The 17,009-nt window shown below is 56.4% G+C and carries 14 protein-coding genes; 8 read left to right on the top strand and 6 right to left on the bottom strand.

The window, feature by feature from the left end; genetic code table 11:
• Positions 1-168 precede the first annotated feature (168 nt).
• From ACCI51_RS15930 to ACCI51_RS15920, 3 genes are read left to right on the top strand one after another with little or no spacing between them, the layout of a single operon-like run.
• The gene (locus ACCI51_RS15930) at positions 169-900 is read left to right on the top strand and encodes a DUF599 domain-containing protein (RefSeq protein ID WP_299587937.1); all 732 of its coding nucleotides are present in this window, start codon (positions 169-171) and stop codon (positions 898-900) included.
• A complete protein-coding gene (locus tag ACCI51_RS15925; RefSeq protein ID WP_299587939.1) occupies positions 887-1,177 on the top strand; it encodes a nucleoside triphosphate pyrophosphohydrolase family protein in 291 nt (96 codons plus the stop codon). Before ACCI51_RS15930 ends, ACCI51_RS15925 begins: the two co-directional genes overlap by 14 nt.
• Positions 1,170-1,967, top strand: coding sequence for a methyltransferase (locus tag ACCI51_RS15920; RefSeq protein ID WP_299587941.1), 798 nt, complete (start codon positions 1,170-1,172; stop codon positions 1,965-1,967). The genes ACCI51_RS15925 and ACCI51_RS15920 overlap by 8 nt, the downstream gene beginning before the upstream one ends.
• Positions 1,968-2,010: 43 nt before the next feature.
• Here ACCI51_RS15920 and ACCI51_RS15915 read toward each other — a convergent pair whose 3' ends face one another.
• A complete protein-coding gene (locus ACCI51_RS15915; protein WP_299587943.1) occupies positions 2,011-2,559 on the bottom strand; it encodes a J domain-containing protein in 549 nt (182 codons plus the stop codon).
• A 173-nt stretch (positions 2,560-2,732) separates the two neighbouring features.
• Here ACCI51_RS15915 and msrA point away from each other — a divergent pair, with 173 nt between their 5' ends.
• Positions 2,733-3,356 (top strand): peptide-methionine (S)-S-oxide reductase MsrA, encoded by a 624-nt coding sequence (gene msrA / locus ACCI51_RS15910; protein WP_299587946.1) that lies wholly within the window; start codon positions 2,733-2,735, stop codon positions 3,354-3,356.
• Positions 3,357-3,517: 161 nt separating this feature from the next.
• Here msrA and ACCI51_RS15905 read toward each other — a convergent pair whose 3' ends face one another.
• The 4 genes from ACCI51_RS15905 to ACCI51_RS15890 form a co-directional block, all read right to left on the bottom strand.
• Positions 3,518-4,357, bottom strand: a complete 840-nt coding sequence (locus ACCI51_RS15905) for a sulfurtransferase (RefSeq protein WP_299587948.1) — start codon at positions 4,355-4,357, stop codon at positions 3,518-3,520.
• A 35-nt stretch (positions 4,358-4,392) separates the two neighbouring features.
• Positions 4,393-6,036 carry an alpha/beta hydrolase gene (locus tag ACCI51_RS15900; protein ID WP_299587951.1) on the bottom strand — a complete coding sequence of 548 codons (1,644 nt, stop codon included), beginning with the start codon at positions 6,034-6,036 and terminating at the stop codon, positions 4,393-4,395.
• 73 nt (positions 6,037-6,109) lie between these two features.
• Positions 6,110-6,727: a trimeric intracellular cation channel family protein gene (locus ACCI51_RS15895; RefSeq protein WP_299587954.1), complete on the bottom strand. Its 618-nt coding sequence runs from the start codon at positions 6,725-6,727 to the stop codon at positions 6,110-6,112.
• A 193-nt stretch (positions 6,728-6,920) separates the two neighbouring features.
• On the bottom strand, positions 6,921-8,105 hold the full coding sequence (locus ACCI51_RS15890; protein WP_299587957.1) for an acyl-CoA dehydrogenase: 1,185 nt from the start codon (positions 8,103-8,105) through the stop codon (positions 6,921-6,923).
• 309 nt (positions 8,106-8,414) lie between these two features.
• On the opposite strand from ACCI51_RS15890, the gene ACCI51_RS15885 reads away from it, so the two are divergent.
• The 4 genes from ACCI51_RS15885 (at position 8,415) to ACCI51_RS15870 (ending at position 15,759) form a co-directional block, all read left to right on the top strand.
• Positions 8,415-9,851, top strand: coding sequence for an efflux transporter outer membrane subunit (locus ACCI51_RS15885; RefSeq protein WP_371844448.1), 1,437 nt, complete (start codon positions 8,415-8,417; stop codon positions 9,849-9,851).
• The gene (locus ACCI51_RS15880) at positions 9,851-11,089 is read left to right on the top strand and encodes an efflux RND transporter periplasmic adaptor subunit (RefSeq protein ID WP_371844447.1); all 1,239 of its coding nucleotides are present in this window, start codon (positions 9,851-9,853) and stop codon (positions 11,087-11,089) included. The genes ACCI51_RS15885 and ACCI51_RS15880 overlap by 1 nt, the downstream gene beginning before the upstream one ends.
• A complete protein-coding gene (locus ACCI51_RS15875) occupies positions 11,082-14,231 on the top strand; it encodes an efflux RND transporter permease subunit (RefSeq protein ID WP_299587965.1) in 3,150 nt (1,049 codons plus the stop codon). Before ACCI51_RS15880 ends, ACCI51_RS15875 begins: the two co-directional genes overlap by 8 nt.
• 388 nt (positions 14,232-14,619) lie before the next feature.
• Positions 14,620-15,759 (top strand): manganese-dependent inorganic pyrophosphatase, encoded by a 1,140-nt coding sequence (locus ACCI51_RS15870; RefSeq protein WP_371844446.1) that lies wholly within the window; start codon positions 14,620-14,622, stop codon positions 15,757-15,759.
• A 28-nt stretch (positions 15,760-15,787) separates the two neighbouring features.
• Here ACCI51_RS15870 and ACCI51_RS15865 read toward each other — a convergent pair whose 3' ends face one another.
• Positions 15,788-16,957: a cation:proton antiporter gene (locus ACCI51_RS15865; RefSeq protein WP_299587969.1), complete on the bottom strand. Its 1,170-nt coding sequence runs from the start codon at positions 16,955-16,957 to the stop codon at positions 15,788-15,790.
• Positions 16,958-17,009 lie beyond the last annotated feature (52 nt).

Below are 17,009 nucleotides of genomic sequence, written 5' to 3'. Positions count from 1 at the left end.
CTCCCGGGAGTTATAGGTAATTTTCTGGCCAGACAGTGCAGCCGGCGAAAGGGCGCTATTCTACCGCTTGCGCACACCGGAAAGACAGTGTTGACAAGGATGTCAGCAAGGCGAAGACTTCACCTGCCGAAGCCCCGGCATAAATGTAGACGAACAGGGAGATAGAGGTTGTCCTGGTTGGATATCGCCAGCGTCACTGGCTTTTTTATTACATGGGTGGGTTACACCGTATTTGCGCGAAAAAAAGCTAAGGAAACCTGGTGCCTTACTTCTTCTCTGCAATGGTATCGGGTGGAGTGGATGCTGCGCATGCTCGATCGCGATATGCGCATGGCGGATACGGCGATTCTGAGTAACCTGGAGCGGGTGATCGGTTTTTTTGCCTCTACCAGTATCCTTATCCTGGCTGGCCTGGTGACAGCCCTGACGGCGAACAAGGCTGCCATCGAGGTGCTGACCAGTTTGCCGTTTGCCGAGCCCACCACGGTTGAGCAGTTTGAGCTCAAAGTGATGTTGCTGATCCTGATTTATATTTTCGCCTTTTTCAATTTCACCTGGTCGCTGCGTCAGTACTCCTTTGCCAATGTGTTGATTGGGGCCGCGCCGCCACCCGAAGCGGGCGAGCTCTCGGAGACCGAGCGCCGTCGTTTCGCCATCAGTACCGCCAAAGTGATCGATCACGCCGGGCACAGTTATAACTACGGCCTGCGCTCCTACTACTTTTCCATGTCGGTATTGGGTTGGTTTATTCACCCGTTGCTGTTTATTGTCGGTTACGTCTTCGTGGTTTGTGTGCTGTATCGGCGTGAGTTTATGTCGCGCGCGCTCAACTCCATTTTGGCGGCGCGAGAGGGCGGTTTGGAACGCCAGCAGAGGAAGAAGTTTAGTGAAAAACCGTGAAATTCTGGCGCTCTTTAATGAGCTTGCCGGAGTACGGGGATGGGAAAACCTACATCCCGCAAAAAATCTGACCATGGCATTTTCGGGAGAAGTGGCGGAATTGGGCCGCCACTTTCTTTGGCGCAATCAGTGGTATGACAATCGTGAATTTGCCCCCCTAGTGGATGGCGAGGGCAGGGCTCCGGTAATGGATAGGCCGTTGGCGTTGCGAGAAACAATTGAAGAAAATTGGTGCCGCTGTGACGAAGTGGCTGTAGGTAGAAGCGCCCATGAGTGATACACGGTACCGCGATAGAAATTTTGATGATTTGGCACACCGCTTTCGCAATCGTATTTACGGCGGTCTCAAGGGGGACATACGCCTGGCCGTCTTGAACCGGGATCTCGCTACGATCGTCAGTCAGGCCTCGCGCACACTAAAGGTTGTGGACGCCGGTGGTGGCCAGGGACACTTTGCCATGGATCTGGCGGCCGCGGGGCACCGGGTGTACCTGGCCGATATATCGGCACAGATGTTGGAACACGCCGCAGCGGAAATTGAGGCGCGGCATCTGCACAAGCAAATCACGCTTTTACACGAGCCCCTGCAGGGGTTGGCGCAGATGGAGGCGCTGCGGGATACAGACCTGGTGATTTGTCATGCAGTATTGGAGTGGCTGGAGGAACCGCAGCAGGCCCTGCAGCAGCTGCGCAGTCTGCTTAAGCCGGGTGGCCACTTGTCGCTGACCTTCTACAATCGGCGCGCGCTGGAGTTTCGACTGTTGCAGCGCGGCAGCTTTCGACAGTTGGAACGCAATATCGGTGAGAATTATTGGGGCGGCCACTCGGGCAGTCTTACCCCGCAAAATCCACTGCTGTTGGAGTGGGTGAACGAATGGCTGCAGCAGGCCGGATTTGAAGTGACCTGTCACAGCGGCATTCGCTGTTTTCATGATTTTATGACGCCGAGTATTCGCGAGAAGTTGCCGGCTGCGGCAATCGTGCAAAAAGAGTTGGAGTACTCACAAGAGGACCCCTATCGCCAGCTGGCGCGTTATGTCCATCTTCTCTGCCGGGTGCCCGAATAAAACGGAGTCGAGATAGGCATGCCGTGATCAAGGAGAGCGTTGATCACAAGGTGCGCAGCAGCAGCTCTTTGGCGGCGTTTACTCGCGAAGCCAGATAATCGTTGCCGCCACGATCTGGGTGCAGCTTCTGAATCAGTTTGCGATGAGCACCGACAATTTCGTCGCGTCCGGCGCCAGGGCTGACTCCCAAGATCCGCCGCGCCTCGTATTCACTCAGGGGCGGACCCTGGTCGGCTTGGGTGGTCTTTTGTTCTGACTCGGGTTGTTCCTGCTCCCGGTGGGGCTCCTCTTGTTGCTGCTGGTCCTGATATTGCCGATTGCGTGCATGCCGTTCAAAAAATGGCGCTAACCAGGGCATCAGGCGTGTCAGTTGGTTCAGTAGGCGGCCCAGTACCGGCAGGATCAGCAGCACCGCAGCGCCAACCCAGTGCAGTCGCCCGCTGACTGCCAGGAGTACTACGACCACCGCAGCGATCATTATGGTAATAAAGAAAATTTGCTTGCGCTTGTTTCCCGCTGAACTCGATTTGATTTTTTGCCAGACGTACCAGGCGGCGATTACGATAAGCAGCAGAAGAATTAAACGTGCCAATGGCGGCTCCTTAAGTTTTACACTTGCCAAGATTGGGTCTGGGGCTTAAATATCTCTCCGACCCGTTGGATCGTCGGGTTACCATAAGCCGAATCGGGCCCCCTCTACTCTGGGCGTATTCGCGGCTTGTGGCTATCCTGATTGAAGAAAAATTCAGCACTTGAGATAACAGTATGCAATACGACAAATTTCAGATTCCGGATGCGGATCAGATTTTGCCCGGCCGACCACAGCCGATGGAAATTACTGGCGTTCATTATGTCAATGGGAACCCTATTCAGGAACCATTCCCCGAGGGCATGGAGACCGCGATATTTGGCATGGGATGCTTCTGGGGGGCGGAGCGACTGTTTTGGGAGGTCGATGGTGTTTACGCTACGGCGGTGGGCTACACCGATGGCGCTACGGAAAATCCAAATTACGATGAGGTGTGTAGCGGCCGCACTGGGCACGCCGAAGTGGTTAAGGTGGTCTTTGACCCCAAGCGGGTAAGCTATGTGGAGCTATTGAAGACATTTTGGGATATGCACGATCCTACCCAGGGTATGCGCCAGGGCAATGATGTTGGTTCCCAATATCGCTCCTGTATTTTCTGCACCCATGAAGGGCAGCTGAAAGAGGCGGAGGCCAGCAAGGAGGCTATACAGGCGGCTCTGGATGATAAACAGCAGGGTAAGATCACCACGGAAATCAGCATGGATCAACCATTCTATTACGCCGAGGAATACCACCAACAGTACATGGCAAAAAATAAAGAGGCTGTTTGCCCGATCCTGCGCAACCCCATACATAAATAATAATGATGCCTACCTGAGCGGCGCTAGGAGGGCGGTGAATGGATTCCGCCTTCCTCACCCTCAGAATTTTACCTGTCAAAATCCTTTCTGAAGTCCCTTTCGATTCCATCGGTGGCGATCGAACGGTGTGGATCAAGCCGTGCGAATCTTAAATGTCTGGTTCACTTTCCACTCCGCTGGTGAGCACACCAATCGCTCCAGCTACCGGGGTAAAGCTTGGAATCCTGGCGGCCAGCCAGATACTGGGCAAAGAAATTCACGCAAGCGGTTACGCCGGAGCCACAGTAATTCAGAATGGGGCGCTCACCGGCGAGGGTGTTCCATAACGCGCCGAGCGTGGCCGGCGATTTCACTTTACCCCTCTCGTCGGTTATTTGCCGCCAGGGCTGATTGATGGCACTGGGAATATGTCCGGCAATAGGATCTATAGGTTCGCGTTTGCCCGCAAAGCGATCTTCATCGCGGGCGTCCACCAATTGCCAGGGCGCAGTGCCCAGTGAGGTTTTGAGTGTTTCGTAGTGGACTAGGAGATTGTCCTTCGGCTTGGCCGTGAAATCACCTTTTTCCGTCGGTGCTGGCGCAGTGGTGTCCAGTGGCAAGCCGGCCTCGAGCCAAGCTTGCAGTCCGCCATTTAGAACCTGCACTTGGGGGTGGCCAAAGAAAAAAAACAGAAACCAAGCGCGTGCGGCAAAACCCAGGCGATTGTCGTCGTAGACAATCACCGGGGTGTCGCGATGGATCCCGAGCTTGCGGGCATATTGTTGGAACTGAGCGCTGGGCGGCATAGGGTGGCGCCCGCCAAACTGCTGTGTTGGGGCGGATAGGTCCCGGTGCAAGCTCGCGTAGTGGGCGCCGGGAATATGTCCGGTGGCATAGGCCTGGGCACCGCTCTCTTTATCGGCAAGGTCGTAGCGGCAATCCAGGATTACCGGGGCCTTGGCTGTGATCAGTGCTTGCAGGTCTTCCGCTTCAATAAGCGCGCTACTGTGATTTCTCTCCATTTTTATCCCTTTGCTGTTCCATTGCCGGCGATGTTCTAGGGACTACTTTCTGCGGCTGGTATCCCCACGGAAGGGGCCTGCGTATCGTCGCTTTGGGGCGGCGTCTCTTGCTCTTCCTTCACCTGATCGGCCAGCTCCTGCTGGCGACAAAGTTTAGTGGGTTCTGTCTGGTCGCTTTTAGGGTTGTCGAGAAAACGCGCGGCCGCTTTTTCTGCGCAGCTGCTGGCGGAAATAATATCGTGGGCCAATTGCGGAAATAGCAGCCACTGATGATTGGGTAGTGCTTTGCGGGCGGAATCCACATCGTCTGCGGACAGGACCGGGTCGAGCCCGCCGTGGAGCACCATCACCGGGGCCGGAGTGGCAATTGGCTGGGATTCCAGCAGTGGCGCGGCGGGAATTGCCCAGATGCGACACTGTAGCTGTAATAAGTTGAGATCTGAGCGCACAGCGCCACCGAGGATACCGGTGCTTGCAGCACTTGCGCGGGCCTGGTCGAAGTCGACAAAAGGGGCCTCCTCATAGCAGAAATGGCTGACGCCGGCGGCGTCGCCAAAGTAGGGGTCGAGCACTATTTCCATAAAGTGGCCGATGGACTTCTGTGCGGGTTCCAGGCCTTCATCGCCAGTATTTTCCAGCCCCTCGATTAATTTCGGCAGCTCACTGTAAAAGTTCTCGTTATACAGTGCCTGGAATAGCACGCGCAGCAGGCGCTGGCCGGTGAGGACAAAGGGATAGGGCTGGTTTGAATAGCGGTGCTTGATGGAAACAGTGCGCGGTTTTTCATCGAGGGTCTGCACTAGGTTTTCCAGGCGGCGACGCAAATCCGGGTAGCGGCTGTTGCACTTTTTGTCCTCGATGCAATGTTTCAGGCCGCGCTCATAGGCCGCTAAAGAGTCCTGGGCCAGCTGCTGGGTGTAGGCAATATTCGGGAATACGGCGCTGTTGAGCACCAGGGCACGCACCGAGTCGGGGTAATCCCGCGCATAGGTGAGGGCGTAGCGGGAGGAGTAGGAAACGCCGTAGAGGTCGAGTTTGTCGATCTTCAACCGTTTGCGCAGTTCATCCACATCGCGGGCGATGACCGAGCTATTGTACTGGGCCATATCCGCGTCCTTGCTCAGGCGGCTGTAGCAGCGCTCCATACTGAAAGCGAATACCCTGGATTCCTCTTCTGGGGAGAGTTTGCGCTGAAAGGCGGTTTGCGCGTCGTCAATAAATTCGCTGCAGGTGAGACGCGGTCGCGCCATGCCTGTGCCGCGGGGGTCTATCACGATCAGATCGCGGCCATCCTCAACAGTCATAGCCGCGTAATTTAGCCACAGCCAGTCGCTGGCATTTTCTGGTTCGAGGCCCATGCTGGCTCCGGGCCCACCGGCTCCGAGGTGCAACAGAGGCGTCTTGTTCGGGGCTGGGTTGTTGGCGCGAAAGCGAATAACTGGGAAGCGAATTTTCCGCCGGGTGGGGTGAGCGTAATCCTCCGGCACTTCCATCATAAAACACTGGGTGGCGGGCCAGCTGTCGTCGGTTTTAAACCAGCAGGACCTGGAAACCAGGCGGGTGTGGCTTTTTGGCGCTTTTGTCTCTGGTGAGCCTGCCTCCGGCTCAGACCGTTCACAGGCGCCGATCAGCAGGCTGAGAAAAATGATTGAGGCGGTCAGTGGGCGGAAATTTCGCACTAAAAGAATTCCTATGAGCAGAACCTGTAAGCAGAAAAAGGTTCAGGTGTTTTTGAGTTGGGCCTGGACCCGATCAATGATTACCGAATCGAGCGATGGGTGCGGAGAGGTTCCATCGCAGAGCGGCCAGACGGATCGATAGGGTGACCAATACGGCTATGGCGATGACTAAATCTCCCGGCAACTTGCCACTGGCATCCAAAGCAACCAAAACGGCGGCCCCGCTGAGGGCTGCGGTGGCGTAGATCTCGCGCCGCAGTAGTAGGGGAATATCGCCAGATAGCACATCGCGTATTACTCCACCGAAGGTGCCGGTCATCATGCCCATAACGATGGCGATAGTGGGAGAAAAACCCAATTCCAGCCCTTTTTGTGTACCGATTACCACAAAAACCGCGAGACCGATGGCATCTGCCACCATCAACAGGCGCATAGGTACCTGTAAATAGCGTATCAGGTAAAAACTGACCACACCGGTGATTACCGCGATCCACAAATAGTAGGTGTCTTGCAGCCAGAATACAGGGATGTTGAGGATGATGTCCCGAATGGTCCCCCCTCCAGTGGAGGTGGCACAGGCGAGTACCACGGCGCCGAATAGATCCATTTGCTTGTGCCCCGCGGCCAGTACACCACTGAAGGCAAAAACCGCTATGCCGATCAGGTCGAACCAGTGCAGCAGCTCATCCATATCGTCTTAACATCCACAGGTTGGAAAAGCGGGGAGAATAGCATTACTGATTTGGCAAGGGGAGGGAGCGATCGACGCTGCAGGTTAAGAGACAAGCCGTCTAACCGGACGGATTACGACATTTCCAAATCGGATACTCGGGAATCAATGGAGAGGGGCGCACCCGCTGGTTGCCGGTGCGCCTCAGTGGACCTTAAACGAACGCCTGCAGGCCGGTCTGAGCGCGGCCCAGGATCAGGGCATGCACGTCGTGGGTGCCTTCGTAGGTGTTTACGGCTTCCAGGTTCATCACGTGGCGAATCACATGGAATTCGTCGGAGATGCCGTTACCGCCGTGCATATCGCGGGAAATACGTGCAATATCCAGGGCTTTTCCACAGTTATTGCGCTTCACCAGAGAGATCATGGTGGGGTCGAACTGCTTGTTCTCGTCCATGATGCGACCAACGCGCAGGGACGCCTGCAAGCCCAGGGTGATCTCAGTTTGCATGTCGGCCAGTTTTTTCTGGAAGAGCTGGGTCTGGGCCAGCGGGCGGTTGAACTGCTTGCGGTCCAGGCCGTACTGGCGGGCCGCGTGCCAGCAGAACTCACCGGCACCCATGGCACCCCAGGAGATACCGTAGCGGGCGCGGTTTAGGCAGCCGAAGGGACCGCGCAGGCCGCCGACTTCAGGGAATTTGTTTTCTTCGGGAACGAAGACATTGTCCATCACGATCTCGCCGGTGATGGAGGCGCGCAGGGAGAACTTGCCCTCGATCTTCGGGGCGGATAGTCCTTCCATGCCTTTCTCAAGCACAAAACCGCGGATGATATCTTCGTCATCCTTCGCCCAAACCACAAAGACGTCGGCGATGGGGCTGTTGGTGATCCACATCTTGGCGCCGCTGATACGGTAGCCGCCGTCCACTTTTTTAGCGCGAGTCTTCATGCCGCCGGGATCGGAACCTGCATCGGGCTCGGTCAGGCCGAAGCAGCCGACCCACTCACCGCTGGCGAGTTTCGGCAGGTATTTCTGTTTCTGTTCTTCGCTGCCGTAGGCGTAGATGGGGTGCATGACCAGGCTGGACTGCACACTCATGGCGGAGCGGTAACCGGAGTCTACGCGCTCGACTTCCCGTGCTACCAGGCCGTAGGAAACATAGTTGAGACCGGCACAGCCATAGCCTTCGATGGTGGAGCCCAGCAGGCCCAGCTCACCCATCTCTCGCATGATTTCGCGGTCGAAAATTTCGTGGCGGTTGGCCTCCAAAACCCTCGGCATCAGCTTGTTCTGGCAGTATTCGCGCGCGGCGTCGCGCACCATACGCTCTTCGTCGGTCAATTGCTGATCCAGCAGCAGGATATCGTCCCAGTGGGCGAGTGGCTGATGTTTACTCATGGCTTGTCTCTTCTACTTCCGTTATTAATCGGCACCGGGGCCCGCCGCCAGTCCGGCAAAACCTGCTGGATTTTGACAGGGGCCTCGGCAAGAGCCCCGCGACAAATCCCGGTGACCATTCAGTTATTGTGGCGCATCATACCTAAGTCGCCGCGCCGGGGCACTCCCGCAGGCGGCAAAATTTAAGCTGAGTTTAAAGTCACTGTGTAAACAAGGGTAAAACGCATTGCGAGGTATTTTGACGAGCGGATAATGCACGCAATAATTCCCTGTTTTTTCTAGATTTAAATTCATTTACGGTGATTTTTCTTGCGCTTTCCCCGTGTTTTGGCAATTTGTGTTCCGCTGTTGGCCAGCTGTACAACAGCACCTCCCGAAGCTGTTCCGCCGCAAAATATTTTGCCGCTGCCAGTGGCGTTTAGTGATAGTGGCAGCGTGGTGGCCGAGGTGCGCTGGTGGCGCGGGTTTGAAGATCCTCAGCTCGACCAGCTGGTGGCGCTGGCCCTGGGGGACAACCCGAATCTGCAGGCCAGTTACTGGCGCCTGCGCCAGGCGGCCGCCGCAGCGCGTGGGGCCCGCTCCGGCCTATGGCCGAGGTTGACCGCGCGGATTGAAAATACCGAGCAGCGCTACTCTTCCGGTGAATTCACCGCCCCCTCGAACGAGGGCAACAGCTGGAGCACCCGTATCGCCGCCAGTTACGAGGTTGATCTGTGGGGGCGGGTGCGCGCTGGTGCCAGTGCCGCCGAAGCGGGTTTCCTGGCCCAGGAACAAAATTTACAAACAGCCTCTTTAAGCCTCGCCGCGGAGGTATCGTCCAACTGGTTGGAGTTGCGCGAACAGTGGGGGCAGCGCGACCTGCTGCTACAACAACTGGAAACCAATCGCCAGTCCCTGCAAGTGCTGGAGTTGCGCTTTGGGCGAGGCGTCAGTGATGCCGCCGATGTACTGCAGCAGCGTCAGCTCATACAGCGCTCTGAACAGGAGCTAGAGCAAGCCGGTGCCAATATTGATGTGCTCGAAGTGCAGCTGGCGACTTTGCTCGGTATTACCCCCTCTCAATTGCACAGTTATATCCACAGGGAGGCGAACCTGCCTCTGTTACCAGCCCTGCCCGATACAGGGATTCCCTCCCAGTTACTACTCCGGCGCCCGGATGTGCGCGAAGCGCAGCGCAAGCTGTTGCAAGATTATCACCTCGCCGATCAGTCCTGGGCGAACCGCTTGCCGACGTTGAGCCTCTCCGCCGTGGCCAGCAATGGCACGAGCCTGATCAGTGACATTACCGAGAACTGGTTACTGGCGATTGCCGCCTCTATCGAAGGGGTCATCTTCGATGGCGGCGCACTGGTTTCGGCACGAGAGCAACAGGATGCGGTGTTACAGGAGGGCTGGGCGCAGTATCGGGAAACGGTAAATCAGGCGCTGTCAGAGGTTGAGCAGGCCCTGATTCGCGAGCGTGCTTTGTCCCAGGAACTGGCACACTTGCGCGAGCGCGAGCGGTTGTCTGCTCTGATCGTGGAGCGGCGCAACCGGGCCTATATCCGCGGTGCTGTCGATTTTCTCAATCTGCTCACGGCAACCATTGAACAGCAGAGCCTGGCGCGGGAAGTGTTGTCCGCCGAGCGTCAGCGATTGCAAAACCGAGTCACCCTATATCGCGCACTCTCCGGGGGATTGCCCCAGGAAGACCTGCCCGCGCCGGGGCCTGTAGATCTGGAGCTGTACCTGGAGGGAAATAGCTGATGTTAAAGAAGTTCAAACCGCGCCTGTTGATACCGGTTGGCCTGCTGTTATCAGCATTTGTACTGGCCAGCTGGATGATGCAGGAGAAGCCTAGGGTCACTCGCGGGGAGCGCAAAGCCCCACCGCCGACGGTGGACATCGCCGTGGCCGAGCAGGGCAGCTTCCCGGTTACCCTGAGCGCACTGGGGAAGGTGACCGCGCGCGAATTGGCGGAGTTACAGTCTTTAGTGGATGGGCAGGTGGAGTGGCTCGACTACGACCTGGGACCGGGAGCGGTGTTGCCCGAGGGGCAAATCTTGCTGCGCATAGACACTGAGCCCTATCAACTGGCCCTGAAATCCGCGCAGAGCACCCTGGCCGGGCGCCGTGCGGAGCTGCAGCAGGAAAGAGGACAGCAGCAGGTGGCACAAGAGGAGTACGCGCTGCTCGGTAGCACGCTCGGTGATGCGGACCGCGCATTGGTACTGAGAGAGCCGCAGCAGGCCGCAGCTGAGGCCGCCGTGCAGGCGGCAGAGGTCGAGGTGGCACTGGCGCAGCGCAATCTCCGTCTCACCGAATTGCGCGCTCCGTTCGACGCCTTGGTAGTGGAGCGGAATGTGGATGTGGGTGATCGCGTCTCTCCGGGCAATACGCTTTACAGCCTGGCCAGTGCCAGCCGCTTCCAGATTGCTGTTGAAGTGCCCGCTTCGCAGCTACACCGCTTAACCAGTGGTGATACAGAGGTGCGTATTTATGGAAGCCAGTGGCCTGCCGGCATCTATCGCGAGGGAGAGTTTGTTCGGGTGATTCCGGTCCTGGAGGAGCAGGGGCGCCTCGCGCGGGTTTTGGTCGAGCTGGATGACCCCCTGTCGGTATTGAATCCCTCCCAGCCGCAGCTCTTACTCAACGACCTTGCTCGGGTGGACATTGTCTCTCGAAGCGAGGAGGCGCTGGTGCGTATCCCCCTGACCGCTTTGCAGGATGGCAATCTGGTCTGGGTAGTGCGGGACAACCGTACAAATATCCTGCCTGTTGCTGTCGCTTATATCAGTGACAACTTCGCTGTACTTGAGAGTGGCCTCAGCGGTGGTGAGGCCCTGGTAACTACCCGCCTGATCACGGTCACCGATGGTATGCCGGTGCGGGTTGCTGCGGATGCCCCGCGGGGCGAGGGTCTGCCCGCGGAGGCCGCCGCCTCAGTACCCAAGACTTCGGAGCTCGGTCCCCAGGGGCGGAAAGCCGGAGGCGCCAATGACTGAGCGCAATAGAAATGAGGCCGGCATAGACACTCGCCGCGGCGCCATTGCCTGGATGGCGCGCAACCATGTCACCGCAAATTTGCTGATGCTTGTTTTGATTGTCGGTGGCCTGGCCTTTTCTCTGGTGGTCAAAAAAGAGGTCTTTCCCGAGTTCAGCCTGGATATGGTGTCGGTTTCTATCTCCTATCCCGGCGCCAGTCCGGAGGAGGTGGAGCGGGGCGTGCTGGTGGCCGCTGAGCAGGCGGTACAGGGCATTGTGGGAATTAAGGAGATGCGCGGCGCTGCCAATGAGGGCAGTGCCTCTTTAATCTTGGAGCTGGAGGGCGATGCGGACGCCAACTTGGTTTATCAGAACATCCAACAGGCTATCGATTCGGTCTCAACCTTTCCCGGCGATATCGAACGCCCCCAGGTAAGCCTGGCCGAGCGTAAGCGCGATGTGCTGGATCTTGTCCTGCACGGTGATCTGGATGACCGCAGTCTGCGCGCCCTGGCGATGCAGGTATACGACAAGCTGGAGGCCCACAGGGGCATCACCCAGCTGGAGACGCGCGGTATGCGCAACCTGGAAGTGGCGATTGAGATTCGCCGCGATGACCTGCGGCGCTACGGCCTCACCCTGGCCGAGGTGGCTGCCACGGTAAAGAATGCCGCGGTGGATATTCCCTCCGGCAGTGTGAAGTCCGATGCAGGCGAGATTCTGGTACGGGTCACCGAGCGGCGTGATTGGGCGCGGGAGTTTGGCGATGTGGTGGTCACCCGCGGCAGCGGTGGAGGCCCAGTCTATTTGCGCGATATGGCCAATGTCAGCGATGCCCTCGAAGACGAGGCGCGCAATATGGTGTTTAACGGTGAGCCCGCGGTCAGTATCAAAGTGTATCGCGTGGGCGATCAAACACCGATGAGTGTCAGCGAAGCGGCGCGGGAGGTGATCGAGGATGTCAGGGAAAACCTGCCGCCGGGGGTGACTTTGACCATTCGCGATGACGATTCCGAGATCTTTAAAGAGCGCCTCTCCCTGCTGCTGAAAAACGGTTTTATCGGCCTTCTATTGGTGTTTGTCGTGCTCGGTGCCTTTTTGGAGCTGCGCCTGGCGTTTTGGGTCACGCTGGGTATTCCCACTAGTTTCCTCGGGTCGCTGTTGTTCCTGCCCGGGCTGGACGTCTCGATCAGTATGGTGAGTATGTTCGCCTTTATCATCGCCCTGGGTATCGTGGTGGATGATGCGATTATCGCCGGGGAGAATATCCATGAGTGGCGCCAGAAGGGCTATAGCAACCTGGAGGCTGCCATCGCCGGTGCGCGCCAGGTGGCGGTACCACTCACTTTTGCCATCCTCACCAATATCGTCGCCTTTATTCCCCTGATGGCGTTACCCGGATTTATGGGCAAAATTTTTGGGGTTATTCCCTTTGTGGTGGGCTCGGTATTTATTATTTCCTGGGTGGAGGCGCTGTTTATTCTGCCGGCGCATTTAGCCCACTCCCGCCGTCACTATAAGAGCCCGCGGGCCCGGCGTTTTGCCGCACGGCAGAAACTGTTGGCGCGAGGGCTGGACCGCTTTGTACAGCGGCGTTTCCGGCCGTTTCTGAATCGGTGTGTGGCGCACCGCTATAGCACCATTGCCGTGGCTATTGCCATTTTGCTGGTGGTTGGAGGCTACGCGGCCAGTGGTCGTATGGGCTTTACCCTGATGCCGAGAGTGGAGCGGGATTCCGGCCGTTTTGCCGTGACCTTTCCCACTGGCACCGCCCAGTTTCAGTTGGAGAAGGCGAGGGCGCAGATTATCGAGGCCGCCGATAAAGTGCTCGAGCAGTATGACCGCGATCAGGTTTTTCTCGGAAGTCGAGGTTTGATCGGGGATGATGCGGTTCAGGTGGACACCTATTTTGTTGCAGCGGATCAGCGCCCCTTCTCAACCGGGGAGTTTGTGCGCCAGTGGCGCCGGGAAGTGGGGCCGATCGCGGGCTCGCTCAGTGCCATCACCGCCTCTGATCGCGGCGGACCCGGTGCCGGCTCTTCCCTTACCGTAGAGCTACGCCACACAGATACTGATATTCTGGAGGGGGCCGCATTGCGTCTGGCCAGTGAGCTAGAGCAATTCCCCAATGTGAGCGACATCGATGCGGGTATCTCGCTGGGTAAAACTCAGCTGGACCTGACCCTGACAGAAACGGCCAAGAGTTTGGGCGTTTCGGCCGAAGAAATCGGTCGCCAGTTGCGCGCCGCTCTTTATGGGGCCGAGGCACTGCGTCAACAGCGCGGTCGAGATCAGGTCAAGGTGATGGTGCGTTTGCCGGAGAGCGAGCGGATCACCTTGGACGATGTACACAATATTATGATCCGCGCGAATAATGGTCTGTGGTTGCCACTTCTTGATCTTGTCGAGATAGATCAAGGGCGTGCCTATGCCAAGATTAATCGCCGCGAAGGGCGTAGGGTAACTACGGTTACCGCCAATGTGGAGCCCAGCGACCAGGCGGCCTTGGTGATTAATGCCCTGGATAACAGCGTGATGCCGCAGTTGCAGGCAGAGTTTCCCGGCCTCGCGATTTCCTATGAGGGCCGCCAGGCGGATGAGCGGGAAGGGCTCGCCTCGCTGGGGCTCACTTTCCTGCTGGCGATGGCCGTGCTGTACCTGCTTTTGGCAATTCCGCTGAAAAGTTATATTCAGCCGCTTATTGTAATGATCGCCATTCCTTTTGGGGTAATTGGCGCTTTACTCGGTCATTTGGGCATGGGTTACGGCCTCAGTATGGTAAGCCTGCTGGGTATGGTGGCGCTCGCGGGGGTGGTGATCAATGACACTCTGGTAATGATTGAATACAGCAATCGGCTGCGCAGCGAGGGGGTTGATCTGGAGACGGCAATTAAGCGCGCGGCGGCACGCCGCTTCCGCCCGATCGTGTTGACTACGGTGACCACATTCTGCGGCTTGATGCCGATGATTTTTGAAACCTCGGTGCAGGCGCGCTTTATGATCCCCATGGCGATCTCCCTCGGTTACGGGATTCTAGCCGCCACCGCTATTTCGCTGTTGTTAGTGCCCTGTCTGTATTTGATGCTCGGTAAAGATATCCCATGGCTGCTGATGCGTTTGAAAAATGCGGCTAAGTCCCTCTCCGGATTGGTTCGGGCGTGAAGATGATGTGCTTCTGCTGATTCATGGCGTCAACTGCGCAGGCCTCTCCTGCGCAGTGTGTCCTAATGGAGATTGTACAGGGAAGATGCATGATCAAGATTAACCGCTAAGGGATACGTGAATCACACCAACCAGTTCAATGAGCGTTAGGGAGTTGTCTATAGTACGGAACTAGAGAGTGGGTTAGTTTTTCTTCCGTCATAAGTGGTCAATCCGAGAAAAGGCAGTGAGCACGATCAACCCTCTGGTGACCGAATCTTGGGTATAAGCGTCGTTTTGTCGGACGTGACAACAATTATTTCGATCGAGAATCAACTTAGCTTACAGGCTAGGCAGCCTTTAATAAGTCTCAAAGGATTCCGTTGGCAAGTTATTGTCGAGGGTGACAATGAAAATTCTAATTTCAAGCTTGTCGATATCAGGTGAGCGTCCCATAGCCGGTCTTCTGTATTTGCTTGGTACAGCGGTAGCCCTGTCACTGAGCTTGCTTTTGAGTTTCCCTGTAGTCTCGGTTGAAGTCGGTGCCACGGAGCGGGGTCAGGATAACCCCTCCACCGGTGTCCCCGCGGATTTTCTGCGCAAGGAGTTAGCGGGCCGGGAGAACCTGGTTTGGACGGGGCATACAATCCCCGATACCGACTCGTTTGCTGCAAGCTTGCTCGCGGCCTTTATTTACGGGGGCAAGCCAGGGCTGCCCGGTGCACTTAACCCGGAATCTCGTTTCGCGATTGACGAGTGTGATGTCGACGAGCCTGAGGTCATTGAGGATTTCTCTGGTATGACGATGGGGTTGGTCGACTTCAATCAGAGCACACAGTTACCACCCGGCACTGATCCGGACTCGATCGCAGCCATCATCGACCATCACGCGATCGGCGGGTCGCCGATCAATATTCCGAATGTGATTACCATTGAAATCAGACCTTGGGGATCGACGGCAACAATCTTGGTGGACCATGCGCAGAAGCTGGGCATTGAGCTACCGGTTCCGCTCGCGTGTATGGGGCTTGCGGCGATTCTTTCGGATACGGTTAACCTGACATCACCGACCACTACTGTATACGACAAGGCTTATGCCCAAAAACTGGCAAAGAGAGCGGGCATAACTGATATCAATCAGCTTGCAGAGCGCATGTTGCTCGCGAAGTCTGATTTAGGTGGATTGTCGGCCAGGGATATCGTTTTACTCGATTACAAGAATTTCGAGTTCGGTGGGAAAAAGGTCGGCATTGGCGTTGCTGAAACGCTGACCGCTCAGCAGTTGATTAACCGGCGATATCAACTTAAATCTGCCATAGAAGCGCAGAAAAAAGAGAGTGGTGTTGATCACTTGTTCTTTGCGATTGTCGATACCCGAGACAATAAATCTTATTTGCTCTGGGGTGATGATGAGGACAAGCATATCGTGGTCTCGGCTTTTGGTGGAGACATCAAGGACGACATGCTGGTTGCTGACGGTGTGATCTCGCGCAAACGCCAAATTGGACCCTCTATTCAAAGAGCCGTAGAGAAACTAGGGGCCGATTGATTGGGTGTGCTGCGGCAATTGTGCGGAGTTAATCCCTGCGCAGTTCGTCCTTGGTGGCAATGGGATTGGGGAAGTTCATCACCACAATGTAAGAGGAAACCAGAAAGGTCAGAATGGCGGTGGCTTGTATTAAGTGAGAGGCCTCGCTCCCGATCAGGTTCTGACCAAAGGCGAGCAGGGCTATCAGCAGGGAGAATTCGCTGATCTGCCCCAGGCGGAAACCGATATCCCAGGCCAGTAATTTGAGCTCACTGTGCCCCCCCAGTAGGTATCGGAAGACCACCGGCTTGGCCAGCAATACCACGGCTGCGGTCACCAGCGCCGGCAGCAGAATTTCTGGCAGCATGGCGAGTTTAAACTGGGCGCCCAAGCTAAAGAAAAACAGGATTAAAAAGAAGTCCCGAAGGGGTTTCAGGTTGAGGGCAATGTATTGGGAAATACGGCTTGCCGCGAGGGTAATGCCGGCGATAAAAGCGCCGATCTCCCGCGATAGCCCTAAGGTTTCAGCAAGCTCGGCCATACCCATGCACCAGCCCAACGCCATCAAAAATACATACTCGTGAAAGCGATCGAAACGGCTAAACAGCGGCAATAGCAAGTACTTCACCACGACCCAGGCAAAAGCCACTAACAGTGGTAGGGCACCGAAAGACAGGGCTATCTGCCCAAGGTGCACATCCCCACTGCTGTCGCTCAGCAGGATCATCAAGCAGACGATGGCGACAAAATCCTGGAATAACAGCAGGCCCACCATTAACTCTCCGAGTTTCTTGTGGTGCAATACCGTGGTGGGGAGCAGTTTGATACCGATAATCGTGCTGGAGAACATCAGGGCCATACCGATGATCCAGCTTTCTGTAGTCGTAAAACCAAATAATTGGCCGATGCAAAAACCAATTCCGAGAAAAATGGCACAGCTCAGAATGCCTACAAAAGTGGCTTTGCGCAGCACAGAGGCCAGTGCTTGCGGCTGCATATCCAGCCCTAAGAGAAACAATAGGAAAATGATCCCCACGCTGGACATATCCGAAAGTAGGCGCAGGTTGTCGATCACCGCCAACCCCGACGGTCCCAGTAAAACACCGAGAGCGATATAGGCAACGAGTAAGGGTTGGCGTCCAAAAAGCGCCAAGGTGGCGACAATTGCCGCGCCGCTAAAAATCAGAAAGAAGGATTGAAATAGAGAGCTGTCCGCCACAGGTCATCCTTGAGAGTGAGCGAGATCTCATCATTATCCACAGATGGGCGAA

The sequence above is a fragment of the Microbulbifer echini genome, from assembly GCF_041447225.1.
Lineage (GTDB): Bacteria > Pseudomonadota > Gammaproteobacteria > Pseudomonadales > Cellvibrionaceae > Microbulbifer > Microbulbifer echini.
The sequence above is the reverse complement of the archived record's forward strand: the minus strand, read 5'-3'. Positions and strand labels throughout refer to the sequence as shown.